This is a genomic window from Nonomuraea spiralis, assembly GCF_014648435.1.
GTDB lineage: Bacteria > Actinomycetota > Actinomycetes > Streptosporangiales > Streptosporangiaceae > Nonomuraea > Nonomuraea spiralis.
Genome location: NZ_BMRC01000007.1, coordinates 420885 through 443564 on the forward strand (window position 1 = coordinate 420885; position 22680 = coordinate 443564).

The following is a 22680-nucleotide window of genomic DNA, read 5'->3' on the forward strand; positions in this document are numbered from 1 at the left end:
TGTCGTCGCGTACAGTGGCGGACGCCAAACGGTCCGCTACCTGGAAAAATCGCTTTAACATACCTTGACACCGTCACTCGCCCGTCAACCCAGGAGTGATCTTGACCGTCCATTCCGATGTCGCCAGGCGACGTGTAGAAGAGCTGCTCCAGGAGCACGAGGAGCAGGTCATCGCCCGCTGGGTGCAGATCGCCAAGGCCCCGTCGGACGAGCTCCTCGACATCTACCGGGCCCTTCGGTCCGCGCTCGACCAGGGCAAGGGAGACCTCGCCGACGTCCGCGGCCTGCTGGCGGAGCTCTCCCGCACCCGCGCCCGCGCGGGACACTCCCCCTCCGACACCGCCCGCGCCGTGTTCGGGCTCAAGGAGGCCCTGTACGAGGTCGTCGAGGCCGACGGCGAGGCCGAGGCCCTGCGCGGCTTCATCTGGTTCTCCCGGCTCATCGACGACCTCGGTCTGCTCACCTTCGAGATCTTCGCCGACGCCCGCGAGAAGATCATCATGGACCAGGCCGAGCAACTGCTCGAACTGTCCACCCCGGTGGTCAAGCTCTGGGACGGCATCGTCGCGGTCCCGCTGATCGGCACCCTCGACTCCGCCCGGACCCAGGTCGTGATGGAGAAGCTGCTGCAGACCCTGGTCGACACCGGGGCCGAGCACGCCGTGATCGACATCACCGGCGTGCCCGCCGTGGACACCCAGGTGGCCCAGCATCTCCTCAAGACCGTGGTGGCCGCCAGGCTGATGGGCGCCGAATGCGTCATCTCCGGCATCCGCCCGCAGATCGCCCACACCATCGTGACGCTCGGCATCGAGTTCGGCGACATCGTCACCAAGGCGTCGCTGGCCGACGCGCTCGCCCACGCCTTCAGGCGCAGCGGCGTCCAGGTGACCGCGTCCAGGAACTCGCGCATCGCCGTAAGGGCGGAGGGCATCTGATGGACCGGGTGCCCGTCCTCAAGCTCGGCGACATCCTGATCGTCTCCATCCAGATCGACCTGGAGGACCAGAGCGTGCTGGCCCTCCAGGAGGACCTGGCCGAGCGGGTCGTCGCCACCGGCGCCCGGGGCGTGATCATCGACATCACCGCGGTGGAGATCGTCGACTCCTTCATCGGCCGCATGCTGGCCACGATCGCCACCATGTGCCGCATGCTGGACGCCCAGACCGTGGTGGTCGGCATGCGTCCCGCGGTCGCGATCACCCTGGTCGAGCTGGGCCTGTCGCTGGGCGGCGTACGAACGGCACTGAACCTGGAGAAGGGAGTGGCGCTCCTCGACCACGTCAGGGGCGCCGCCACGTGACCAGGGCGATCACGATCGCGGGCAGCGGGGACGTCGTGGCGGTACGCCAGATCGTACGCACCCTCGCGATCGAGGTCGGCCTGTCCCTCGTCGACCAGACCAAGATCGTCACTGCCGCCAGCGAGCTGGCCCGCAACGCGCTCGTCTACGCCGGCGGCGGCGACGTGCGCATCGACCACGTCGAGAACGGCCGCAGACGCGGACTCAAGCTGGTCTTCAGCGACGAGGGCCCCGGCATCCCCGACCTCGACCAGGCGCTCACCGACGGGTTCACCACGGGCGGCGGCATGGGCCTCGGCCTCGGCGGCTCCCGCCGGCTGGTCGACGAGTTCGACCTGATCTCCGCCCCCGGGAAGGGCACGACCGTGACGGTGATCAAGTGGGTCAGGTGAGCCCCGCCTGGGTACGCGCCGAGGACCCCAGCGCCGTCGGCGCCGTCCGGCGGCGGGCCGTCGAGCTGGCCGAGCAGGCCGGATTCGACGCCACCCGCATCGGGCAGACGGCCGTCGCCGTCAGTGAAGCCGTGTCCAACCTGGTCAAGCACGCCGTGGAGGGCGTCGTCCTGGTCCGTCCGCACCCCGAGGCCCCCGCCACCGTGGAGCTCGTCGCGGTGGACAAGGGGCCCGGCATGGCCGACGTGGCCCGCGCCCTGCGCGACGGCTACTCCACCTCCGGCACGCTCGGCATCGGCATGGGCGCCATCGCCCGCATCGCCAGCGGGTACGACGTCCACTCGGTGCCCGGTACGGGCACCGTGCTCGTCATGCACTTCACCGCCGACGACACACCCGGCCCCCCGCTGCGCGCGAGTGGCCTGACCCGGCCGATCGGCGACGAGGTGAGCTGCGGGGACGGCTTCGCCATCGCCAGGAACGGCGAGTCGACGACGGTGCTGCTGTGCGACGGTCTCGGCCACGGCCACATCGCCGCCGTCGCGGCGCAGACGGCCGTCGAGCTGTTCGAGCAGGTGCTGGAGCAGGAGCCCGTCTCCATCCTGGAACACCTGCACCGCGGCCTGAACCGGACCCGCGGCGGCGCCGTCGCGGTGGCGCGCGTGCGGCCGGGCGCCGTCACCTTCGCCGGGCTCGGCAACGTCTCCGGCTGGGTCGCCGACGCGGAGGGCCGGCAGGGCATGGTCTCGCTCCCCGGCATCGCCGGCCACCAGGGGCGCACGCTGCGCCAGTTCGAGTACCAGGTCCCCTCCTACGCCACCGTCGTCCTGCACTCCGACGGGCTGACCGACCGCTGGGCCCCCGGGAGCGTGCCGGGGCTGTTCGCGCGCACCCCCGCGGTCATCGCCGCGACCCTGCTGCGCGAGGCCGGCAGCAGGCGCGACGACGCCTGCGTGGTGACGGTGAGGCCCGGCGATGGCGGGAACTGAGCTCATCCGCGTCCGGCTCGACACCGACCAGGACGTGTTCGTCCTGCGCCGCGTCGGCCGCGCCGCCGCGGAGCTGGCCGGGATGGAGTCGCAGGACCAGATCAGGGTGGCCACCGCCCTCAGCGAGGTGGGCCGGGAGGCGTACGGCCAGGGCGCGACCGCCGTGATCACCCTCGGCCACGACCAGCTCGTGATCACCATCAGGCACACCCGGCCCTCCGGCCTGGACCACTCCGAGGGCCTGGAACTGGCCGGCCGCCTCGTGGACGACGTCGCCGTCGGCGACGGCAGCGTCACCATCACCAAACGGCTCCGGCCGCGCCCCGCCACAGTCCCGCTGGACGTCATCCGCGCCGACCTCGCGAAGCTGGCCCCGATCAGCGCGTTGGAGGAGTTGCGCGAGCAGAACAGGGAGCTCGCCGAGACCCTGGAGGACGTGCTGCGGCTCAACTCCGAGCTGCAGGAGACCAACACCGGCGTGCTGGCCATGTACAACCAGCTCTCGGCCGAGCTGGAGGAGACCAACAGGGGAGTCGTCGCCCTGTACGCCGAGCTGGACGAGAAGTCCGGCCAGCTCCGCGAGACGATCGAGGCGCGCAACCGGTTCTGGGCCACGGTCAGCCACGAGCTGCGCACCCCGCTCAACTCGGTCATCGGCCTGGTCAGGCTCCTGACCGGCCCGGGCGGCGAGCCGCTGACCCAGGAACAGGGCCACCAGGTCGGCCTCATCGGCGACTCCGCGCAGACGCTGCTCGAACTCGTCAGCGAACTGCTCGACATGGCCAAGGCCGAATCGGGCCGCCTGGACCCGCAGCCCACGCTGGTCGACCTGGCGCGGATGGCCGGGCAGCTCCACGTCACCATGCGCCCGACCAGCGAGCGCGCCGGTGTGACCCTGAGCCACGAGATCGCGCCCGAGGCCGCCGAGCTGTACGCCGACGAGAGCATGTTGCTGAGAATCCTCCGGAATCTGCTCTCAAACGCGCTCAAATTCACCCAGAGCGGGCAGGTAGTGCTGGCCGCGCATGCCGACGAAGCCAGAGGCGAGATCGTCATCACGGTCACCGACACCGGCATCGGCATCTCGGAGGAACATTTGAGGCGCGTGTTCGAGGACTTCTACCAGGTTCCCGGCTCGCTTCAGGTCAAGGCGAAGGGCACCGGACTCGGGCTGCCGTACGCGCGCAGGCTCGCCGAAGCCCTCGCCGGCACGCTGGAGCTGACCAGCACCCAGGGCGAGGGCACCACCGCCACCCTGCGGCTGCCGCACCAGATCGGCACGCCAGAGGTCGAACGCGTCCTGATCGCCGACGACGACGAGGTGTTCCGCGCCGCCGCCCGCCGCATGCTCTACGGCTTCACCGTGCACGTGGACGAGGCCGCCGACGGCGCCGCCGCGCTCGACCTGATGGCCGCCACCCCGCCCGACGTGATCCTCGTCGACCTGCTCATGCCCCGCGTGGACGGCAACGTGCTGCTGCACGAGATGGCCGAGGACGAGCGGCTGAGCGGCATCCCCGTCGTCGTCGTGACCATCGCCCCGCAGCGGGCCCCGGGCAACCGGCCGGTGTTGTCCAAGCACGGGCTGCGCAGGGAACAACTCCTCCAGGCCATCCGCAGTGCCCGCGGGGGCGGGGAGGGCGGCGGGGGAGAAGAGAACCGCGATGGCTGAGCCCGCCTGCGTGCTGGTCGTCGACGACACCCCCACCAAGCGTTACATCCTGTCGAGCTGGCTGCGCAGGTCCGGGCACCAGGTGCTGGAGGCGAGCGGCGGCGAGGAGGCCCTGGGCATGCTCGCCGCGCACGAGGTCGACCTCGTCGTCCTCGACGTCCGCCTGCCCGACATCGGCGGCTACGAGGTCTGCGAGCTGATCAAGGCCGACCCGGCCACCGCCGCGATCCCCGTCATCCAGGTGTCGGCCAACGCGATCACCCCCGCCGACCGTACGGAAGGGCTGGAACGCGGCGCCGACGCCTACCTGACCGAGCCCATCGAGCCCACCGAGTTCGCCGCGACCGTCGAGGCCATGCTGCGCTACTACCGGGCGCGCTGGCGGGCCGAGCTGATGGCCGAACGCCTGGCCAAGCTGGCCGAGGTGACGCTGCGGATGAACGAGGCCGAGACGTTCGACGAACTGCTGACCGTCGCCGTCGAGGGCACGGCCGAGATGCTCGGCCGCTACTGCGGCACGCTCGCCCTGCCGCCCGACGGACGGCTGCGGCGCTACCGGGTCCGGCCCGGCGAGCCCGCCCAGGCCCAGCCCGCCGCCTCCGACGTGCTCGACCGCCTCGCCGAGCTGGCGCTGAAGGACGCCTCCAGGGCGCGGGTGTTCACGCTGATCGCCGGCGAGTGGCAGGGCCTGCTGCCGGACGTACGCGTCGACGGCGCCGCGACCGGCGTGCTCTGCCGTACCAAGAACTCCCCGTCGCCGGTCTACCTGGGGGCCGAGGCCGTACCGCCGCTCGACGCCGACGAGGTGAACCTGCTGCGCCAGCTCGGCCAGCAACTGGCACTGGCGCTGGGCGCGCTGCGCGCCTACACCGAGGAGCACGACATCGCGCTGACCCTGCAGCGCAGCCTGCTGCCCAGCCGCATCCCCGAGGTGCCCGGCCTCCAGGTCGCGCTGCGCTACCAGCCCGCTGTGGACAACGTCGAGGTGGGCGGCGACTTCTACGAGGTGCTGCAGGTCGACGGGCGCGTCCTGGTCGCGATCGGCGACGTGGAGGGTCACTCGCTGCACGCCGCGACCGTCATGGCCGAGCTGCGCCACGCCCTGCGCGCCTCGCTCATCGCCCAGGTGGACCTGAGCGCGTCGCTCGACCTGCTCAACCAGCTCATGCGGCGCTACCACCGGGGCCTGACCGCCACCGTCTGCCTCATGCTCATCGACCCGGCCACCGGCGAGATCGAGCTGGCCAACGCCGGGCACATGCCGCCGCTGTTCGCCGGGCCCGGCAGCTCCTACCACACGCTGGGCAACCTGCTGCTCGGCGCGGTGCCCGAGGAGTACCAGGTGGACCGGCTGAAACTGCCGCCCGGCGGCACGATGATGTTGTTCACCGACGGACTGCTGGAGGACCGGCACGTCCTGCTCGACGACAGCATGGAGCGGGCCAGGCGGCTCGCCGAGACCGTCGAGGACGATCTGGAGGAGTTCGCCGAACGCATGCTGGGGGCGTTCGGGGCGCGCGAGGACGACGTGGCGCTGGTCGTCGTACGCCGCACGCCCGCCTAGCCCCGCGCCCTACCGCGTGTAGCGATGTTTGGCGCCCGGCGGGAAGTACTCCGGATCCCCGGCCTCCCGCAACCGGATGAACGGCGTCTGCTGCGCCACCGGCACATAGTTCGCGAACTCGCTGTTCAGCCGCAGGAGCTGGGCCAGGATCGAGGTGCCCACGGCCTGCGCCACCTCCTCGGACGGCTTCTCGCCGGGCATCAGCTCCACCGTGACCGTCAGATGCCGGTCGTGGTCGGCGTCCACCGCCGCCTCCATCACGAACTTGCCCGTCACCGACCCGCTGACCTCCGGCTGCTCCAGCCCGACCGCGACGTTCTCCGGGTAGACGTTCGCGCCGTAGTAGGACAACGTGAAGTGGCTGCGGCCGAAGACGTAGACGAACGGGTGCCGCGGGCCGGACGCCGTGGAACTGAAGCCGCGCCGCTGCGCGAACTCCAGCATGCGCTCGTACGGGATCACGCCGCCCTCGTCGGCGATGTGGTACCTGACCAGCGGGACGCCGTTGTCGCCGGAGAACAGCAGGGTGCCCTCGTGCGCCTCGAAGAAGCGCACCCCGGGGTCGTACTGCACGAGGGTCGGCAGCCGGGACTCCCCGAACAGCTCCCTGGCCGCCTCCGGCCGCGCGGACAGGAAGCGGCGCAGCTCGACCGAGAGCGGCGTCTCGTTGCCGAGCACGCCGGCGTCGGCGGTGCCGTACAGGGAGGCGATGCCGCGTACCGGGTCGGCCATCCCGGCGCGGCCGGCCACCAGCGTGCGCCACTCCTCGCTGAACACCTCGCCCGCCGTGACCAGCTTGACGTCCCAGTCGGCCCAGGGGAGCGGCTCGGTGTCGATGACGTTCTTCAGGAACGGCGGATAGCCCAGCAGGACCACCTGGTCGAAGTGCGGCGCCAGCTCCGGCAGCACCCGCGCGATCTCCCTGCGGTCGGTGCCGGGCGCGACGACGGTGATCGGGTAGCCGCGTTCGGCCAGGTGGCGGCAGCAGTCGATGGTGAACAGGCCGCCGACCCAGGTGCCGAGGGCGAAGCAGACCACGGCCAGCGTACGGCGTTCGCGGGCGCCGAAGGAGTCCCTGAAGACCTCTTCGAACCGGGCGGCGATCACCCGCTCGTCGGCCACCGTACGCGGCCAGAACGACGGCGTGCCCGTCGAGCCGGAGGACACGGCCACGAGGTCGCCGATCACGCCGTCCCTGCACAGGTCGGGGAGGGGGTGGCGGCGGATGTAGGTGTCCTTGCTCGTCATCGGCAGGCGGCTGAAGTGCTCCAGGGTGGTGACGGTCGCGGGCTCGACACCGTGCTCGGCCAGGAACGTCCGGTAGGCGGGCACGGTTTCGGCCACCTGGTGGAAAAGCTCTAGAGGTTCCATGGGCTATGCGCGTCCGCCCGCCCCCGTCCGGAGACCGGCCCCGCGCCTCCTCCCTCCGAAATACGCCGACTCCACCCCATGGTGACACCCCCACCCCATCCAGCCCATCACCCACACCCCCGCCCATCTCTGGCCCGCGCGGCCTCTCGGGGTGTGCGCCGGTTCCCCTACCCCCGGTTCGCCCGTCCGCCGCCCCCGGGGTGTACGTGGGCCCCTCGGAGGGCGGGTCATTCGCCGGGGCGGACGAGGCCGGATTCGTAGGCGAAGACGATGGCCTGGGCGCGGTCGCGCAGCCCCAGCTTGGTCAGCATCCGCCCCACATGCGTCTTGACCGTCTGCTCGGCCACGAACAGCTTCTGGGCGATCTCCTGGTTGGACATGGCCTGCGCGACCAGGATGAGCACCTCGGTCTCGCGCTCGGTCAACTCCTCCGGCCGCCTGCCCGTCGGGGTACGGGGGCCGCCCAGCCGGGCGAACTCGTGGATCAGCCGCTTGGTGATCGCCGGGGCGATGAGCGCGTCACCGGCGGCGACCACCCGGACGGCCTCCGCGAGCTGCGCCGCCGAGGCGTCCTTGAGCAGGAACCCGCTGGCCCCGGCCCGCAGCGCCTCGTAGACGTAGTCGTCGAGGTCGAACGTCGTCAGGATGAGCACCTTCGAGGCCGGGCTCGCCGCCAGCACCTCCCGGGTCGCCTCCAGCCCGTTCATGACCGGCATGCGTATGTCCATCAGCACGACGTCGGGGCTCAGCTCGACCGCGCGCGCCACCGCCTCGCGGCCGTCGGCCGCCTCGCCCACGACCTCGATGTCCGGCTGCCCGCTCAGGAACACGGTGAAGCCCGTGCGCACCATGCCCTGGTCGTCGGCGATCAGCACGCGGATCACGCGCGGCCCTCCCTCTCCTCGGCCGCCTTCCCGGTCGGCTGCTTCCCGGTCGGCTGCTTCTCGATCGGCTGTTCCCCGGTCGGCTGTTCCTCGATCGGCAACACGGCGCTCACCTGGTAGCCGCCGCCCCTCGCGGGCCCGGCGTCGAGCGTGCCGCCGAGCAGCGCCGCGCGCTCGCGCATGCCCACCAGCCCCTGCCCGGCCCCGGGCGTGGCCGCGGGGGACAGGCCGAGGCCGTTGGCGACGCGCAGGCGCAGCGTGGCGTCGTCCCGCGTGATCTCGACGGTGACGCTCGACCCCGGCGCGTGCCGCATCGCGTTGCTGAGCGACTCCTGCACGATCCGGTACGCCGACAACCCCACCGCGGGCGGCAGCCCGCCGACCGGCCGCCGCTGCCTGACCACGACGGCGAGCCCCGCGTTGCGGGCGTTGGCCACCAGCTCCTCCAGCCGGTCGAGGCCGGGCTGCGGCGCGGTGTCGGTGCGGCCGTCCTTGTCGCGCAGGACGCCGAGGACCTGCCGCAGCTCGGTGATGGCCTCAAGGGACAGCGCGCGGATCTCCGCCAGCCCGGCCTCCAGCTGCGTCGGGTCGCCCGCGGCCTTGAGCGGCACCGCCTCCGCCTGGATGGCGATCACCGACATGTGGTGGGCGACCACGTCGTGCAACTCGCGGGCGATGCGGGCGCGCTCCTCCAGCACCGCCTGGGCGCCCTCGGCCTGCCGGGTGCGCCGCTCCTCCTGGATGAGCCTCGCCGTGGCGTTGCGGCGGGCGCGCACGTTGTGGCCGAACAGCAGGACGACCGCCGCGAGGCCCCCCACCACCGGCATCGAGTCGCCGTCGGCGGCCCACAGGAACAGGGCCGTGACGACCCCGGCCCCCAGCACGATCCGCCGGTCACAGCGGACGCCCACGGAGTAGAGCGCCAGCAGGAACGCCACCCCCACCGTCATCGGATACGGCGCGTAGCCCTCGTCGCGGCCGATCGTCAGGTCGGTGCATACGGCGACCGGGGCGAGGACGATCGCGACCCGCCACGCCGCCAGCGGCCACCGGTTGCGCAACGCCACGGGCAGGCCGGCGGCCAGGCCCGTCAGGAGGACGAACCCGCCCCAGACCGGCAGCGGATCGCCCGGCGTCAGCGCGGCCTGATCGTTCCACTCCTGGGCCGTGGACAGCGTCACGCCGAACAGCTCCACGGCCAGCACGAGCTCGGCCACCTGCACCAGGCTGAACGTCTTGACCGGGACCAGCCGCGCGAGCCACCGCGGCACCGGCATCATCAGCCACCGGGAACGGGGCCGTGGCGGGGGATCGGCGCTGCCGGTGAGCAGCGCGAGCGTGAAGGGCCGCAGCACGGCCAGGAGAGCCCGCCCCAGCGTGACCGCGAGGCGCGACGCCACCGCCCCGGCCCCGCCGCTCACGCCATCCGGTTCGGGAGAACCAACCGGTTCGGGGGACGGGGACGCGCCGGCACGCGCGCTGCCCGCGGGGGCGGGGGGCGAGGAGCGCCGGTCACGGTGATTCACCTGGTCAAGGATACGGAAGGCCGGCCCGTCCGGCGTCAACCCCAGGTCTGATCCGGACCTCACTCTCAGGTATCGCTTACATCATTACGATCGCCGTGAGCGAACATCGGCAAGGTTGGGAACAATGGCCCGCTCTGATGAATTGAGTCGGTATAACTCAATCCTTTGGAGTTCGCATGAGTGAGAGCTTGATCCTCCCGGTCCTGCCGCTCGACGACGAGGTCGTCCTGCCGGGCATGGTGGTTCCGCTGGACCTGTCCGACTCCGAGGTGCGTGCTGCGATCGACGCGGCCCGCGCGTCCGGTGGTAACAAGCCGCAGGTCCTCCTCGTTCCCCGGATCGACGGCCGTTACGGCGCCGTCGGCGTCCAGGCCGTGATCGAGCAGGTCGGGAGGCTGCCGGGCGGTGAGCCCGCCGCCGTGGTGCGGGGTGTCAACCGCGTCCGCGTGGGCACCGGCACCACCGGCCCCGGCGCCGCACTGTGGGTCGAGGCCGACACGATCGACACCGTGGCGGCCGGCGAACGCGCCCAGGAGCTGGCCAAGGAGTACAAGGCCCTGGCCACCACCATCCTGCAGAAGCGCGGCGCCTGGCAGGTCGTCGACCAGGTCAACCAGATCGACGACCCCTCGGTGCTGGCCGACAGCTCCGGCTACACCCCCTGGCTGACCACCGCGCAGAAGGTCGAGCTGCTGGAGGCCGCCGACCCGGCCGACCGCCTCGCCAGGCTGATCGAGTGGTCCCGCGAGCACCTCGCCGAGCTCGACGTCGCCGAGACGATCCGCAAGGACGTCCAGGAGGGCATGGAGAAGCAGCAGCGCGAGTTCCTGCTGCGCCAGCAGCTCGCCGCGGTGCGCAAGGAGCTCAAGGAGCTCAACGGCGACACCGCCGAGAGCGAGGAAGAGGACTACCGGGCCCGCGTCGAGGCCGCCGACCTGCCGGAGAAGGTGCGCGAGGCCGCGCTCAAGGAGGTCGACAAGCTGGAGCGCACCTCCGACCAGTCGCCCGAGGGCGGCTGGATCCGCACCTGGCTGGACACCGTGCTCGACATCCCGTGGAACGAGCGTACCGAGGACAACTACGACATCACCGGCGCGCGGGCCGTGCTCGACGCCGACCACACGGGCCTCGACGACGTCAAGGACCGCATCATCGAGCACCTGGCCGTGCGCAAGCGCCGCCAGGACAAGGGCGTCGGAGTGGTGGGCGGCCGGCGCAGCGGCGCCGTCCTGGCCCTCGCCGGTCCTCCCGGGGTCGGCAAGACGTCCCTGGGCGAGTCCGTGGCGCGCGCGATGGGCCGCAAGTTCGTCCGCGTCGCGCTCGGCGGCGTACGCGACGAGGCCGAGATCCGCGGACACCGGCGCACCTACGTCGGCGCCCTGCCGGGCCGCGTCGTCCGGGCCATCCGCGAGGCCGGCTCGATGAACCCGGTCGTCCTGCTCGACGAGGTCGACAAGGTCGGCGCCGACTACCGCGGCGACCCCACGGCGGCGCTGCTGGAGGTCCTCGACCCGGCCCAGAACCACACCTTCCGCGACCACTACCTGGAGGTCGAGCTCGACCTGTCCGACGTGCTGTTCCTGGCCACGGCCAACGTGCTGGAGGCCATCCCCGGCCCGCTGCTCGACCGGATGGAGGTCGTCACCCTCGACGGCTACACCGAGGACGAGAAGGTCTCGATCGCCCGCGACCACCTGCTGCCCAGGCAGCTCGAACTCGCGGGGCTGACCTCCGAGGAGGTCAAGGTCGAGGACGCGGCGCTGCGGAGGCTGGCCGGCGAGTACACCCGCGAGGCCGGCGTGCGCTCGCTGGAGCGGGCGGTCGCGAGGATCCTGCGCAAGGTGGCGGCCAAGGACGAGCTGCCCGTCACGGTCGGCGCGGACGACCTGGTCGGCTACATCGGCCGGCCGCGGTTCGTGCCGGAGTCGTCGCTGCCCGAGTCCACCCAGCGCACCTCGGTGCCGGGCGTGGCCACGGGCCTGGCGGTGACCGGGGCCGGCGGCGACGTCCTCTACGTGGAGGCGTCCCTGGCCGACCCGGAGACCGGCGAGACCGGCCTGACCCTGACCGGCCAGCTCGGCGACGTGATGAAGGAGTCGGCCCGGATCGCGCTGTCCTACCTGCGCTCGCACGGCGCGGAGCTGGAGCTGCCGGTCACCGCGCTGAAGGACCGCTCGGTCCACGTGCACTTCCCCGCGGGCGCCGTTCCCAAGGACGGTCCCTCGGCGGGCGTGACGCTGACCACCGCGCTGGCCTCGCTCCTGTCGGGCCGCCAGGTCCGCGCCGACGTGGCCATGACCGGTGAGATCTCGCTGACCGGGCGGGTCCTGCCGATCGGCGGCGTCAAGCAGAAGCTGCTGGCCGCCCACCGGGCGGGCATCACCACGGTGCTCATCCCGGCGCGCAACGAGCCCGACCTGGACGACGTGCCCGAGGAGGTCCGCAACGAGCTGACCATCCACGCGGTCAGCGACGTGCGCGAGGTCCTCGACATCGCGCTCGCCCCGGCCGAGGTCGCCTCCACGGTAGCCGCCTGACCCGAGAGGGCACGGCCCCTTACGCCGCCCCGCCGCACCCGGCCCCTCCGGGTGCGGCGGGGCGGTCGCATGTCCGACTGAGGAGGTCAGGCGGTGATCAGGAGCGCCTCCAGCTCCTCCAGCAGCGCCACGACGCGGGCGGCGCGTTCCGGGTCGCCGACCGCGGCGCGCACCGCGTCGTCCACCGGCCTGCCCGCGCGGCGGTGGACCGCGTTCATGGCCAGGTCCGTCGCCGTCACCCGAGTACGCCGCCCGTCGCCGGGATCGGGCGCCGCCTGGACGAGGCCGCGCTCGCGCATCCTGGCCACCGAGGCCGACACGTGACTCTGGACGAACCCCGTCCTGGCCTGGATCTCGCCGACGGTGCTGCCCGGGTGGCGCAGCACGTCCTCGAAGACGGCCTCCTCGCCGGGGGTCAGGGGCGGGCCCTTGGTCTCGCCGGCCGCCGCCTTCGACAGCTCCACGAGCCGCCGTCCGAGCCTTCGCATCCGTGCCACGTTCATGGTCGCCAATCTTATCGCTGGAGATGTATCGTTGGAGATATGAATGGAGTGGCGAGGACGGCGGTGGGCGCGGCCTGGTTACGGGCGCGCGAGAGCGAGCGGCCCGACCGGCTGTTCGACGACCCGTACGCGGGCGCCTTCGTGGCGGCGGCGGGCGCCGGGCAAGGGAGCGGGGCGGCCGGCGTCTTCGGCGACCACCTGGCGTTCAGGACCAGGTTCTTCGACGACTACCTGCGGGAGTCGGGCTGCGACCAGGTGGTGTTGCCGGCGGCCGGGCTCGACAGCCGGGCCTACCGGCTCGCCTGGCCGGCCGGGGTCCGGCTGTTCGAGCTCGACCAGCCCGAGCTGCTGGCGTTCAAGGACGGCGTGCTGCGGGAGCTGGGCGCGACGGCGCGGTGCGAGCGCGTCCCGGTGCCGGTGGACCTGCGCGAAGACTGGCCGGGCAGGTTGCGCGCCGCCGGGTTCGACCCGGCGCGGCCCACGGCCTGGCTGGTCGAGGGGCTGCTGATCTACCTGAGCGCGGCCGAGGCCGGCCGGCTGCTCGGCGAGATCGGCGCGCTGTCGGCGGCGGGCAGCAGACTCGCCTTCGAGCACGACCGGGCCGCGGCCGCCGCGCTCATCGAGCGGGCGCGCACGATGCCCGCGCTGCGCCGCGTCGCCACCCTGTGGAAGGGCGGCCTCGGCGAGGACGCCGTCGCCTGGCTGACCACCCGCGGCTGGCGGGCCGACGTCGTCGAGCTGTCCGCCCTCGCCGCCCGGTACGGCCGCCCCGCCCAGGGCGGCGGTTTCCTCACCGCGGTACGAGGTGACGCAGATCACCCCGATTCCCCGGAATAGGAGTATGGAAAGGCGGCGTTAGCACCGGCGTGAACGAGGCATACGCGAACGACCACCGCGCCCACCGGGACGCCATGTGTTGTCGCATGCGTATGGGGCGAATGCCGGCCCGTTAGAGACCAGATCCCGCCCGTTCTCCTCGAAGGTCACCATGATCCACACACCTTGCTTCGTGCTGCGCAGGCTGAGTCACCTGCCGTTCCCTCCGGGCAGCCACTAGATCCCACCGCTCCGACGGTGATGTTCGTGTCAAGAAGCGGCCGCGTACCGGCCGCTCTCAGTCGTGGGGAATTTCCGTGATCCAGGCTTCCGGCCTGCGCAAGCAGTACGGCCAGACCGTCGCGCTCGACGGCGTCGACCTGCACGTGCGCGAGGGCGAGATCTACGGCGTGCTCGGCCAGAGCGGCGCCGGCAAGAGCACGCTGCTGCGCTGCGTCAACCTGCTCGAACGCCCCACCGCGGGCACGGTCACCGTCGCCGGGCAGGACCTGACCGCGCTGCCCGGCCGCGAGCTGAACCGCGCCAGGCAGCGCATCGGCATGATCCACCAGCACTTCGCGCTGCTGTCCTCGCGCACGGTCGCCGGCAACGTCGCCTTCCCGCTGGAGGTCATGGGCGTGCCCAGGGCCGAACGGCAGCGGCGCGTGGCCGAACTGCTCGACCTCGTCGGCCTGTCGGGACGCGGCGGCGACCGCCCCCACCAGCTCTCCGGCGGCCAGAAGCAGCGTGTCGGCATCGCCAGGGCGCTGGCGGGCAACCCGTCGGTGCTGCTGTCCGACGAGGCCACCTCCGCGCTCGACCCGGCCACCACCCAGTCGATCCTGGCCCTGCTCAAGCGGCTCAACGCCGAGCTGGGCCTGACGATCCTGCTCATCACCCACGAGATGAACGTCGTCAAGAGCGTCTGCGACTCGGTCGCCATCATGGCGCGCGGCCGCATCGAGGAGTCGGGCGCCATCGCCGACCTCATCAGGACCCCCGGCTCCCGCCTGACCAGGGAGATCTTCCCGCTGCCCGAGCCCGCCCCGGCCGGCTCGGTCACGCTCACCTTCACCGGAGACCCGGGCCGCCCGCTGGTCTCGGAGATGGCGCGCAAGTTCGACGTGGACGTCAACATCCTCGGCGGCTCGATCGAGGACCTGGCCGGCGGCTCGGTCGGCCGCCTGCGCGTGGCGCTGACCGGCGCGGAGTCGTCCTCGGCGCTGTCGTTCCTGCGGGAGTCGGGGCTGCTCGTCGAAGTCGCGGGGGAGGCCGCATGACCTGGGAAGAGATCGTTCCGCTGCTGTGGCCGGCCACGTGGGAGACCGCGCAGATGGTGGGCTGGGCCACGCTGTTCACCGTGCTGTTCGGGCTGCCGCTCGGCGTGGCGCTCGTGGCCTTCGACCGGGGCGGGCTGCGTCCGTTGCCGGCGCTGAAGTCCGTGCTCGGGATCGTCGTCAACATCGGGCGGTCGTTGCCGTTCATCGTGCTGATGATCGCGATCATCCCGTTCACCCGGCTCGTGATCGGGACCACGATCGGGACCGCCGCCGTGGTGGTGCCGCTGACCGTGGGGGCCGTGCCGTTCTTCGCGCGGCTGGTCGAGACGGCGCTGCGCGAGGTCGGTACGGACGTCGTACAGGCGGCGCAGGCCATGGGGGCGAGCCGGACCGCCATCGTGCGCAAGGTCCTGCTGCCCGAGGCGCTGCCCGGCCTGGTGTCGGGGCTGACCGTCACGATCGTCGCGCTCATCGGGTACTCGGCCATGGCGGGCACCGTCGGCGGAGGCGGGCTCGGCGACCTGGCCGTGCGGTACGGCTACCAGCGGTTCGAGACGCTCGTGATGATCGTGACCGTCGTCCTGCTCATCGTCATCGTGCAAATTCTGCAGAGTCTGGGCGACTGGGTCGCTCGGCGTATTTCACATAAGTAAGGAAAAATCATGAAAATTCGTTCGATATTGGGTGCTGCTGCGCTGTCCCTGTTGCTCGCCGCATGCGGTACGTCGCAGTCCGCTACCCCGACCCCCGCGGCCGAGTCGGCCGACATCGTGCTGAAGGTGGGCGCGAGCCCCGTCCCGCACGGCGAGATCCTGAAGTTCGTCAAGGACAACCTGGCCCAGGCCGCCGGGCTGAACCTGGAGATCGTCGAGTTCACCGACTACGTCCAGCCGAACGTGCAGCTCGACGAGGGCCAGCTGGGCGCGAACTTCTTCCAGCACAAGCCCTACCTGGACGACTTCAACGCCTCCAAGGGCACCAAGCTGAGCTTCGTCACCCCGGTGCACCTGGAGCCGCTCGGCCTGTACTCCAAGAAGATCACCTCGCTGCCGGCGCTGGCCGAAGGGGCGACGGTCGCCCTGCCGAACGACGCCACGAACCTCGGCCGCGCGCTCAAGCTGCTCGCCGACAACGGCCTGGTCAAGCTCAAGGACGGCGCCGGCACCGCGGCCACCGAGCGCGACGTCACCGACAACCCGAAGAAGCTCCAGTTCAAGCCCCTTGAGGCGGCCCAGCTCCCGCGCTCGCTCGACGACGTGGACGCCGCGGTGATCAACGGCAACTACGCGATCGAGGCCGGGCTCAAGCCCGCGAGCCAGGCGCTGGCGCTGGAGAAGACCGAGGGCAACCCGTACGTCAACGGCCTGGTCGTGCAGACCGGCCACGAGAAGGACGCCGCCGTCGTCACCCTCGGCAAGCTCCTCCAGGACCAGAAGGTCAAGGACTTCATCAAGCAGAAGTACGAGGGATCCGTCATCCCCGCGGAGTGATCCCGCCACGGTGTGATCCGCCATGGAGCGGTGCCTCCGGTACGTCACTGAAGCCGCGGTCCCGGCGCCGGGACCGCGGCTTCGGCGCGCCCTAGCGCCGCCGCCAGGCGACCGAATACTGTTCTGGTCATGTACCCGGGAGCCATCGCAGCCGTCACCCCCGACAAGCCCGCTGTGATCATGGCGGGCTCCGGGCAGGTCATCACCTACCGCGAGCTGGAGGAGCAGTCCAACCGCCTGGCCCACGCCTTCCGCGCGGCCGGGCTCGCACCGGGCGACCACGTCGCCTTCATGCTCGCCAACCACCCGCTCTTCCTGGCCGTCGCCTGGGCCGCGCACCGCGCGGGCCTGTACTACACGCCGATCAGCTCCCGGCTGCACACCGACGAGCTGGCCTACATCGTGGACAACTGCGGCGCCCGGGCGTTCATCTCCAGCGCGGACCTGGCCGAGGTGGCCACCTCGATCACCGGCGCCACGCCGCGCGTGGAGCTGCGGCTCATGCTCGACGGCGTCGCCGAGGGCTTCACCTCCTACGAGGAGACCGTGGCCGGCTGCCCGGTCACCCCGATCGCCGACGAGTGCCAGGGCGCCGACATGCTCTACTCCTCCGGCACGACCGGCCGTCCGAAGGGTGTCAAGGTGGCCGCCTCGCTGGCCCCGCTCACCGAGTCGAACACGCTGGTCAAGCTCATCCAGGGGCTGTTCGCGCCGTCCGCGGACAGCGTCTACCTCTCGCCCGCGCCGCTCTACCACGCCGCCCCGCTGCGCTACTGCCTGTCCTTCCAGCGGCTCGGCGCGACGGTGGTGGTGATGGAACGCTTCGACCCCGAGGAGTACCTGCGGCTGGTCGAGCGGTACGGGGTGACGCACTCGCAGCTCGTGCCGACGATGTTCATCAAGATGCTCAAACTGCCCGAGGAAGCCCGTAAGAAGTACGACCTGTCCTCGCTGACCTGCGCCATCCACGCCGCCGCGCCCTGTCCCGTACCGGTCAAGGAGCAGATGATCGACTGGTGGGGGCCGATCGTCCACGAGTACTACGCGGGCACCGAGGGCAACGGCTTCCTCTACGTCGGCTCCCGGGACTGGCTGGAGCACAAGGGCACGGTCGGCCGCTCGTTGCTCGGCGTCGTGCACATCTGCGACGAGGAGGGCGAGGACCTGCCGCCCGGCGAGCACGGCACGGTCTACTTCGAGAACGGCGCCCGCTTCGAGTACCACGGCGACCCCGGCAAGACCCGCTCGGCACAGGACCCGAAGGGCCGGGGCTGGACTACCCTCGGCGACATCGGCCACCTCGACGCCGACGGCTTCCTGTACCTCACGGACCGCCGCTCGTACATGATCATCTCGGGTGGGGTGAACATCTACCCGCAGGAGGCGGAGAACGTACTGGCGGTGCATCCCAAGGTGGCCGACGTGGCCGTGTTCGGGGTGCCGGACGAGGAGATGGGGGAGCAGGTCAAGGCCGTGGTCCAGCCGATGACGGCGGCCGAGGCGGGGCCGGGGCTGGAGGCGGAGCTGATCGCGTACTGCCGGGAGCGGCTGGCGCACTACAAGTGCCCGAAGTCGGTCGACTTCCGCGACGAGCTCCCACGCCACCCCACGGGCAAGCTCTACAAGCGTCTCCTCAGAGACGAATACTGGCCCACCAGCACCTGAAGGCTGCCGAACAGCGCCGGCCGTCGGCGGCGCCGGGTCAGTGCCGGCTCAGCCGCTCGGTGACCAGCGCGGCGACCGCGTGTAGAGCAGGCCCTTGATCAGGCCCCAGACGATGAGCAGCGTTCCCACCGCGACCAACAACCCTGTGATCGTTCGCATGGTGGGAATGTTACGAGGGCGGCGCGCCCGGGTCGTGATCAAGGGAGCCTTCACACAGGGCCGCGGAAAGCTGAAGAATGGGGGTTGTGACGAAGACCTCCGGCGCCATGTCCGCGTCAGGACTTGCCTCCACCCGGAACGGCTGGATGGTTCCCGCCGCGATCTCCGCGGCCGGATTGTTCTGCTTCCTCGCTGCGATGGTGCTGATCGGAGTGTCTGGTCACACCCAGCCATGGCTGCGGATCGGCCTCGGCGCTCTGATGTTCACCGCAAGTACGTGGGCCTGGTACTTGGTATTGACCCGCAGGCGGAGGCGGAACGTCACCGGCTAGTCGGCCTCACGGGGCATCGAGGGTCCCTGTGGCTGCGCCTCCTCCGGTCGAAGGGATGGCTTCTGCGCGGACCTGAGGAAGCGCCTGAACCGTCTTTAGATCTTTTTCTCCTTTTTGTGCGGACAAACTTGGGCCGTTGAGCAGCGGAGATAAGGTGTGAGTGAGCCGTCTCACAGAGTTCCGATCAACGCCTTAACCAGCTCTTACGCCGGTCTTGGCACCCTTGAGGCATAGGGACTTGAGGGAGATGACAGATGAACGCGAACGAGCCTCACGAGCAGGGCACCGGTGGGTGGAGCCAGTTCGGCGCCACGCCTCCGGCCGCCGGGGGCTTCCCCCGTCGGGACACGATCGCCATGGAGCAGCCGCCGCCTCCTCCTCCGCCGTCCGCCCCCGTCAAGCCGCGTCTGACCGCCGGGCAGAAGGCCGTGGCCGGGCTCGCCCTGGCCGCGATGGCCATCGGCGGCGGGGTCGTGGGAGCCGCCGCCGCCACCGCGTTCCAGCCCCAGCCGCAGCAGGTGGTCAGCGCGCCGAGCCCGAAGTTGCGGCAGGCCTCCAACCAGCTCTCCACCGCCGAGGTGGCCGAGCGGGTGCAGCCGTCGGTGGTCATGATCCAGGGGCAGACGGGTGAGGGGTCGGGCGTCGTGCTCTCCGAGGACGGCCTCATCCTCACCAACAACCACGTGGTGGTCGGCGCGGCGCAGGGCGGCGGTCAGATGACCGTCAAGTTCAGCGACGGCAAGACGGCCAAGGCCACCGTCGTCGGCACCGACCCGCCCACCGACCTCGCGGTCATCAGGGCGCAGGACGTCTCGGGGCTGACCAAGGCCGATCTCGGCGACAGCGACCAGCTCAAGGTCGGCGACGACGTACTGGCCATCGGCAGCCCGCTCGGCCTGGACGGTTCGGTCACCAGGGGCATCATCAGCGCCCTGAACCGTACGCTCAACCTCGGCGGCGAGCAGCGTCAGCAGTTGCCGCCCGGCTTCGGCGGCGAGCAGCAGCAGAGCCCGGTGCAGGGCACGACGATCGGCGACGTCATCCAGACCGACGCCGCGATCAACCCCGGCAACTCCGGCGGCGCGCTGGTGAACGCGGCCGGCCAGCTCGTCGGCATCAACACCGCCATCGCCTCCGACGCGGCCGGGGGCGGCGTCGGGTTCGCGATCCCCGTCAACACCGCCAAGCAGGTCGCCGAGCAGCTCATCAAGAACGGCAAGGTCAGCCACGCCTTCCTCGGCGTGAGCGTCACCGACGCCACCGGCGACGTGCCCGGCGCCCTGATCAGGCAGGTGACCGCGGGCAGCCCGGCGGCCAAGGCCGGACTGAAGGAAGGCGACCTCATCACCAAGATCGGCGACACGCCGGTTGACTCAGGCGATACGGTTGTTGGACAGGTCAGAGGTTTCAAACCGGGCCAACAGGTCAAGATCACATATATGAGGGACGGTCAGTCGGCCGAGGCCACCGTCTCCCTCCAAGAGAAGAAGTAAACACAAGGACCCCCTCCCGGAGACGGGTGTGCCGTTGAGATCGCTGCGGACTCGGCGGCACACCCCCCCATCAGGAGAACCCTCAGGCGAACCGGCGGCCTTCGTCGTGGCGGTAGGCCCACGTGGCGGCCGCCGCCGCGATCACCGTCCACACGCCGAGCATGATCAGCGCCACCGGGTCGGGGCGCACGTCCGAGATCGCCGCCCAGATCAGCTCGGCCGCGCCCCTGGAGGGCACGTACGGGGAGATGCTCTCGACGATGTCCGGCATGATCTGCGGCGGCAGGATCAGCCCGCCCACGATGGCCACGGGGAAGAACACGATCTGGGCCACCGCGAGCGCCGCCTTCGACGGCAGCGTCAGGCCGATGAACAGCCCGATCAGCATGAACGGCACACCCCCGGCGATCAGCGCCAGCAGCCCGAGGACCAGCCGCCCAGGCGTGATGACCGCCTCGGTCAGCAGCGCCCCCACCACCAGCACCGGCACCACCGACAGCAGCATGAGCACCACGGTCGAGATCATCCGCCCGGCCAGGCGCGGGAACGGCCCGGCGGGCAGCGTACGGGTGTAGGGGTCCCACGGCTGCTCACGGTCCTGCGAGACGGTGGCGCTCAGCCCGATCACCGCCGACGACATGGCGCCGAAGAACATCAGCGACCCCGTCGCCGACGTCGCCGCCACCGGGTCCTCGCCCGCGAACGGCACCACGAACGCCAGCATCGAGATCGCCGGGAACAGTGAGCTGGCCAGGATCCCGATGGGCACCCTGAACTGCTCGACGAGCCGCAGCCGGGTGTGGGCCAGGATCAGGCTAGACATGCGCGTTCTCCTTCGCGGTGATGGTGAGGAAGGCCTCCTCCAGCGTGGTCGGCCTGACCTCCAGGCCCGAGAACGGCGTGCCGCTGCGCACGAGCTCCACCACCAGCCGGTCGGGGTCGGTGGTCAGCAGGCTGACGCGGCCGTCCTGGCGTTCGGTGCTGAGCACGCCGGGCAGATCGGGCAGGTCGCCGGCGTCGAGCGAGACGCGCCGTACCCCCACCATGTCGCGTACGGCGCGCACGGTGTCGTCGGCCAGCACCCGTCCTTGGCCGACGACCACCACGCGCTGGGCCAGCGCCTCGATCTCCTCCAGGTAATGGCTGGTCAGGACGACCGTGCCGCCCTCGTTGTGGAAGGCCTGGATGCCGTCCCAGAGGGTGCGCCTGGCCTCGACGTCGAGCCCGGTCGTGGGCTCGTCCAGGAACACCAAGCGCGGCCGGCCGACGAAGGCCAGCGCCACGGCCAGGCGCCGCTTCTGACCGCCGGACAGGCTGCCGACCTGGCGCTTGACCAGCTCGCTCAGGCCGAAGCGGTCGAGCAGCTCGTCCTTGCCGAGCGCGTCGGGGAAGTGGGCGCGTACGAAGTCGGTGATCTCGCCGACCTTCAGCGAGTCCGGCAGACCGGTCTCCTGCGGGGTCACGCCGATGCCGCGGCGTACCACGGGATTCTGCGGCGAGCCGCCGAGCAGCTCGACCGTGCCGGAGGTCGGGCGGCGCAGCCCGACGAACAGGTTGATCAGGGTGGACTTGCCCGCCCCGTTCGGGCCGAGCAGGCCGACCAGCTCGCCCGCCCGGATGTCGAGCGAGACGCGATCGAGCGCGAGCACGTCCCCGTAGCGGCGGGTGACCTCCACCGTTCTGGCGAGGGCCGTCATAAGGTTCCTCCAGCGTTGTCGAGCAAGGCGCGGATCGCCTTGGTGTAGTCCTCGAATGCCAGGCGTCCGCGCCGGGTGAGCGCCACGTACGTGACGGGGGTGCGGCCCTTGTGCGTCTTGGTGATGCGGACGTAACCGGCGTCCTCCAGCTTGGTCAGGTGCACCGAGAGGTTGCCGGCCGTCATCCCGAGCAGGTCCTTCAGCGACGGGAACGCGATCTCGTCGCGCTCGCCGAGGGTGTTGAGCGTGGCGACCACCCGCAGCCTGGCCTGCGCGTGGATCACCGGGTCGAGCTCGGGCACGGCGCCGTCGGGGCTCACATCCGCCGCCGCAGCACGATGCCGGCCGCGATGTAGCCGCCGCCGGTGAGCACGGCCGTCAACAGCGCGTGCCAGCCGGCCCCGAGCATGACGCCCACCCCGTTGACGACCGCCGTCCACACGCCGACGAAGAACATCGGCCAGTACGTCCAGATCGCGCCGCCGGCCATGTAGAGCAGCGCGACCAGCATCATGAAGCCGCCGCCCCACAGCAGGCCGCTCTCGCCGGGCGGGAGCTGGGGGCTGATCCGGATGGCGATCACCGTCATGGAGACGATGCCCGCGGACCAGGCGTAGCCGTACATCATGCCCTTGGCCGAGGTCTCGCCGCGGACCTGCGCGCCCATCTTCACCATGCCGAAGACGGCGATCGCCCCGGCCAGCGACATGCCCGCGAACAAGACCGTCAGGGCCTGCGCGCTGGAGATCGGCGCGTAGGGGACGCCGTCGAGGCCGTAGTGCAGGAACAGCGCCGTGAAGCCGAGGGCCCACGCCACACCCCAGGGCGTGTAGAGCAGCAGAGGGTCGCCGTGCAGCCGCTTGACCGTGGCGGTGCGCTGCTGCTCGATGAGCCGCAGCGTCTCCTCGGGGGTACGCGCGTGATCATCCTCAACCATGCCAACTCCTCTTACTCGCAAACAGGTTTGTATCGTAAACCTGATGGCAAAGCAAACCCAAGGAGTGGTC

The 22680-nt window shown here is 71.1% G+C and carries 21 protein-coding genes; 13 read left to right on the forward strand and 8 right to left on the reverse strand.

Annotated features, from left to right (window positions below):
- The first annotated feature begins 95 nt into the window (after positions 1-95).
- Genes IEZ27_RS20185 through IEZ27_RS20210 form a run of 6 tightly spaced genes read left to right on the forward strand, consistent with a single transcriptional unit; the run spans position 96 to position 5920 of the window.
- The gene (locus IEZ27_RS20185) at positions 96-938 is read left to right on the forward strand and encodes an STAS domain-containing protein (protein WP_229824144.1); all 843 of its coding nucleotides are present in this window, start codon (positions 96-98) and stop codon (positions 936-938) included.
- Positions 938-1303, forward strand: a complete 366-nt coding sequence (locus tag IEZ27_RS20190; RefSeq protein WP_221762408.1) for an STAS domain-containing protein — start codon at positions 938-940, stop codon at positions 1301-1303. Before IEZ27_RS20185 ends, IEZ27_RS20190 begins: the two co-directional genes overlap by 1 nt.
- Positions 1300-1695, forward strand: coding sequence for an anti-sigma regulatory factor (locus tag IEZ27_RS20195; RefSeq protein WP_125638978.1), 396 nt, complete (start codon positions 1300-1302; stop codon positions 1693-1695). The genes IEZ27_RS20190 and IEZ27_RS20195 overlap by 4 nt, the downstream gene beginning before the upstream one ends.
- The gene (locus IEZ27_RS20200) at positions 1692-2684 is read left to right on the forward strand and encodes an ATP-binding SpoIIE family protein phosphatase (RefSeq protein ID WP_229824145.1); all 993 of its coding nucleotides are present in this window, start codon (positions 1692-1694) and stop codon (positions 2682-2684) included. Before IEZ27_RS20195 ends, IEZ27_RS20200 begins: the two co-directional genes overlap by 4 nt.
- Positions 2671-4356, forward strand: coding sequence for an ATP-binding response regulator (locus IEZ27_RS20205; RefSeq protein WP_189648657.1), 1686 nt, complete (start codon positions 2671-2673; stop codon positions 4354-4356). The genes IEZ27_RS20200 and IEZ27_RS20205 overlap by 14 nt, the downstream gene beginning before the upstream one ends.
- Positions 4349-5920, forward strand: a complete 1572-nt coding sequence (locus tag IEZ27_RS20210) for a fused response regulator/phosphatase (protein WP_189648658.1) — start codon at positions 4349-4351, stop codon at positions 5918-5920. The genes IEZ27_RS20205 and IEZ27_RS20210 overlap by 8 nt, the downstream gene beginning before the upstream one ends.
- A 9-nt stretch (positions 5921-5929) precedes the next feature.
- On the opposite strand, the gene IEZ27_RS20215 is transcribed toward IEZ27_RS20210, so the two are convergent.
- The 3 genes from IEZ27_RS20215 to IEZ27_RS20225 all read right to left on the reverse strand — a co-directional run bounded on the left by IEZ27_RS20215 (position 5930) and on the right by IEZ27_RS20225 (position 9575).
- Positions 5930-7291, reverse strand: a complete 1362-nt coding sequence (locus IEZ27_RS20215) for a phenylacetate--CoA ligase family protein (protein ID WP_189648659.1) — start codon at positions 7289-7291, stop codon at positions 5930-5932.
- A 227-nt stretch (positions 7292-7518) separates the two neighbouring features.
- Positions 7519-8175, reverse strand: a complete 657-nt coding sequence (locus IEZ27_RS20220) for a response regulator (protein ID WP_189648660.1) — start codon at positions 8173-8175, stop codon at positions 7519-7521.
- Positions 8172-9575 carry a sensor histidine kinase gene (locus tag IEZ27_RS20225; protein ID WP_189648661.1) on the reverse strand — a complete coding sequence of 468 codons (1404 nt, stop codon included), beginning with the start codon at positions 9573-9575 and terminating at the stop codon, positions 8172-8174. Before IEZ27_RS20225 ends, IEZ27_RS20220 begins: the two co-directional genes overlap by 4 nt.
- 302 nt (positions 9576-9877) lie before the next feature.
- Here IEZ27_RS20225 and lon point away from each other — a divergent pair, with 302 nt between their 5' ends.
- Entirely contained in the window at positions 9878-12238 is a 2361-nt protein-coding gene (gene lon, locus IEZ27_RS20230; RefSeq protein WP_189648662.1) for an endopeptidase La, read from the forward strand.
- Between the two features lie 86 nt (positions 12239-12324).
- On the opposite strand, the gene IEZ27_RS20235 is transcribed toward lon, so the two are convergent.
- Positions 12325-12741 (reverse strand): MarR family winged helix-turn-helix transcriptional regulator, encoded by a 417-nt coding sequence (locus tag IEZ27_RS20235; RefSeq protein ID WP_189648663.1) that lies wholly within the window; start codon positions 12739-12741, stop codon positions 12325-12327.
- A gap of 39 nt (positions 12742-12780) precedes the next feature.
- On the opposite strand from IEZ27_RS20235, the gene IEZ27_RS20240 reads away from it, so the two are divergent.
- From IEZ27_RS20240 to IEZ27_RS20265, 6 genes are all read left to right on the forward strand, one after another.
- A complete protein-coding gene (locus tag IEZ27_RS20240; RefSeq protein WP_125639005.1) occupies positions 12781-13578 on the forward strand; it encodes an SAM-dependent methyltransferase in 798 nt (265 codons plus the stop codon).
- 296 nt (positions 13579-13874) lie between these two features.
- Positions 13875-14837, forward strand: a complete 963-nt coding sequence (locus IEZ27_RS20245) for a methionine ABC transporter ATP-binding protein (protein WP_189648664.1) — start codon at positions 13875-13877, stop codon at positions 14835-14837.
- Positions 14834-15490, forward strand: a complete 657-nt coding sequence (locus IEZ27_RS20250; RefSeq protein WP_125639011.1) for a methionine ABC transporter permease — start codon at positions 14834-14836, stop codon at positions 15488-15490. The genes IEZ27_RS20245 and IEZ27_RS20250 overlap by 4 nt, the downstream gene beginning before the upstream one ends.
- A 9-nt stretch (positions 15491-15499) precedes the next feature.
- Positions 15500-16327, forward strand: a complete 828-nt coding sequence (locus IEZ27_RS20255) for a MetQ/NlpA family ABC transporter substrate-binding protein (RefSeq protein ID WP_189648665.1) — start codon at positions 15500-15502, stop codon at positions 16325-16327.
- A 129-nt stretch (positions 16328-16456) separates the two neighbouring features.
- Complete coding sequence (locus IEZ27_RS20260) at positions 16457-17992, forward strand: AMP-binding protein (RefSeq protein WP_189648666.1); 1536 nt, start codon at positions 16457-16459, stop codon at positions 17990-17992.
- A 745-nt stretch (positions 17993-18737) separates the two neighbouring features.
- Positions 18738-19976 (forward strand): S1C family serine protease, encoded by a 1239-nt coding sequence (locus IEZ27_RS20265; protein ID WP_189648667.1) that lies wholly within the window; start codon positions 18738-18740, stop codon positions 19974-19976.
- Between the two features lie 82 nt (positions 19977-20058).
- Here the strand turns inward: IEZ27_RS20265 and IEZ27_RS20270 are convergent, their stop codons facing one another.
- The 4 genes from IEZ27_RS20270 to IEZ27_RS20285 are packed head-to-tail and all read right to left on the reverse strand — an operon-like array spanning position 20059 to position 22610.
- Positions 20059-20799, reverse strand: a complete 741-nt coding sequence (locus IEZ27_RS20270) for an ABC transporter permease (RefSeq protein WP_189648668.1) — start codon at positions 20797-20799, stop codon at positions 20059-20061.
- The gene (locus IEZ27_RS20275) at positions 20792-21673 is read right to left on the reverse strand and encodes an ABC transporter ATP-binding protein (protein WP_189648669.1); all 882 of its coding nucleotides are present in this window, start codon (positions 21671-21673) and stop codon (positions 20792-20794) included. The genes IEZ27_RS20270 and IEZ27_RS20275 overlap by 8 nt, the downstream gene beginning before the upstream one ends.
- Positions 21670-21993, reverse strand: coding sequence for a winged helix-turn-helix domain-containing protein (locus IEZ27_RS20280; RefSeq protein ID WP_229824146.1), 324 nt, complete (start codon positions 21991-21993; stop codon positions 21670-21672). The genes IEZ27_RS20275 and IEZ27_RS20280 overlap by 4 nt, the downstream gene beginning before the upstream one ends.
- Entirely contained in the window at positions 21990-22610 is a 621-nt protein-coding gene (locus IEZ27_RS20285; RefSeq protein ID WP_189648670.1) for a transporter, read from the reverse strand. The genes IEZ27_RS20280 and IEZ27_RS20285 overlap by 4 nt, the downstream gene beginning before the upstream one ends.
- Positions 22611-22680: the final 70 nt, after the last annotated feature.

What these genes read in the sequence shown, in the direction of transcription:
- IEZ27_RS20190 (WP_221762408.1), top strand. Translation starts at nt 938, where the DNA reads ATGGACCGGGTGCCCGTCCTCAAGCTCGGCGACATCCTGATCGTCTCC.
- IEZ27_RS20205 (WP_189648657.1), top strand. Translation starts at nt 2,671, where the DNA reads ATGGCGGGAACTGAGCTCATCCGCGTCCGGCTCGACACCGACCAGGAC.
- IEZ27_RS20210 (WP_189648658.1), top strand. Translation starts at nt 4,349, where the DNA reads ATGGCTGAGCCCGCCTGCGTGCTGGTCGTCGACGACACCCCCACCAAG.
- IEZ27_RS20215 (WP_189648659.1), bottom strand. Translation starts at nt 7,291, where the DNA reads ATGGAACCTCTAGAGCTTTTCCACCAGGTGGCCGAAACCGTGCCCGCC.
- lon (WP_189648662.1), top strand. Translation starts at nt 9,878, where the DNA reads ATGAGTGAGAGCTTGATCCTCCCGGTCCTGCCGCTCGACGACGAGGTC.
- IEZ27_RS20235 (WP_189648663.1), bottom strand. Translation starts at nt 12,741, where the DNA reads ATGAACGTGGCACGGATGCGAAGGCTCGGACGGCGGCTCGTGGAGCTG.
- IEZ27_RS20240 (WP_125639005.1), top strand. Translation starts at nt 12,781, where the DNA reads ATGAATGGAGTGGCGAGGACGGCGGTGGGCGCGGCCTGGTTACGGGCG.
- IEZ27_RS20250 (WP_125639011.1), top strand. Translation starts at nt 14,834, where the DNA reads ATGACCTGGGAAGAGATCGTTCCGCTGCTGTGGCCGGCCACGTGGGAG.
- IEZ27_RS20255 (WP_189648665.1), top strand. Translation starts at nt 15,500, where the DNA reads ATGAAAATTCGTTCGATATTGGGTGCTGCTGCGCTGTCCCTGTTGCTC.
- IEZ27_RS20260 (WP_189648666.1), top strand. Translation starts at nt 16,457, where the DNA reads ATGTACCCGGGAGCCATCGCAGCCGTCACCCCCGACAAGCCCGCTGTG.
- IEZ27_RS20265 (WP_189648667.1), top strand. Translation starts at nt 18,738, where the DNA reads ATGAACGCGAACGAGCCTCACGAGCAGGGCACCGGTGGGTGGAGCCAG.
- IEZ27_RS20270 (WP_189648668.1), bottom strand. Translation starts at nt 20,799, where the DNA reads ATGTCTAGCCTGATCCTGGCCCACACCCGGCTGCGGCTCGTCGAGCAG.
- IEZ27_RS20275 (WP_189648669.1), bottom strand. Translation starts at nt 21,673, where the DNA reads ATGACGGCCCTCGCCAGAACGGTGGAGGTCACCCGCCGCTACGGGGAC.
- IEZ27_RS20285 (WP_189648670.1), bottom strand. Translation starts at nt 22,610, where the DNA reads ATGGTTGAGGATGATCACGCGCGTACCCCCGAGGAGACGCTGCGGCTC.